Source organism: Halomonas sp. ND22Bw, assembly GCF_003011945.1.
Taxonomy (GTDB): Bacteria; Pseudomonadota; Gammaproteobacteria; order Pseudomonadales; family Halomonadaceae; genus Halomonas; species Halomonas halophila.
The window spans coordinates 1-332 of the sequence record NZ_PXWD01000455.1 but is presented as its reverse complement, the minus strand read 5'-3'; the positions used below and the strand labels follow the sequence as shown (position 1 = coordinate 332).

The following is a 332-nucleotide window of genomic DNA, read 5'->3' as shown; positions in this document are numbered from 1 at the left end:
GCGACTGCCATCACATTGGCGGACGTCCAGATCGCCGTCATGCCATTGCAGACGAAGCACCCGGCTTTCACCGTGCACGAGGTCTGGACGTGGCGGCTCACGAGCGCGCCGCCTTCACCTGTTCGGCGGTCGCGATCTCCAATTTCTGACCGATCTCAGCCAGACGTAGGAGTTCAGTCACGAGCGCTTCGGGGCTGTCGTTCAGATGAACGCGTCCAGCCATTCCGACGCTGAAGGTCAGCTGCATCCGTTTGGAATGATGCAGCTTCTTCAGCCAGACGAAGTCGATAGGCGGGCTAAGCATCGACAAGCGCTCTCAGGCCGCCTTCAGG

At 60.5% G+C, this 332-nt stretch carries 1 protein-coding gene; it reads right to left on the bottom strand.

The window, feature by feature from the left end; genetic code table 11:
* Window positions 1–97: 97 nt before the first annotated feature.
* Window positions 98–310, bottom strand: coding sequence for a hypothetical protein (locus tag CVH10_RS18910; protein WP_146143073.1), 213 nt, complete (start codon window positions 308–310; stop codon window positions 98–100).
* Between the last annotated feature and the right edge of the window lie 22 nt (window positions 311–332).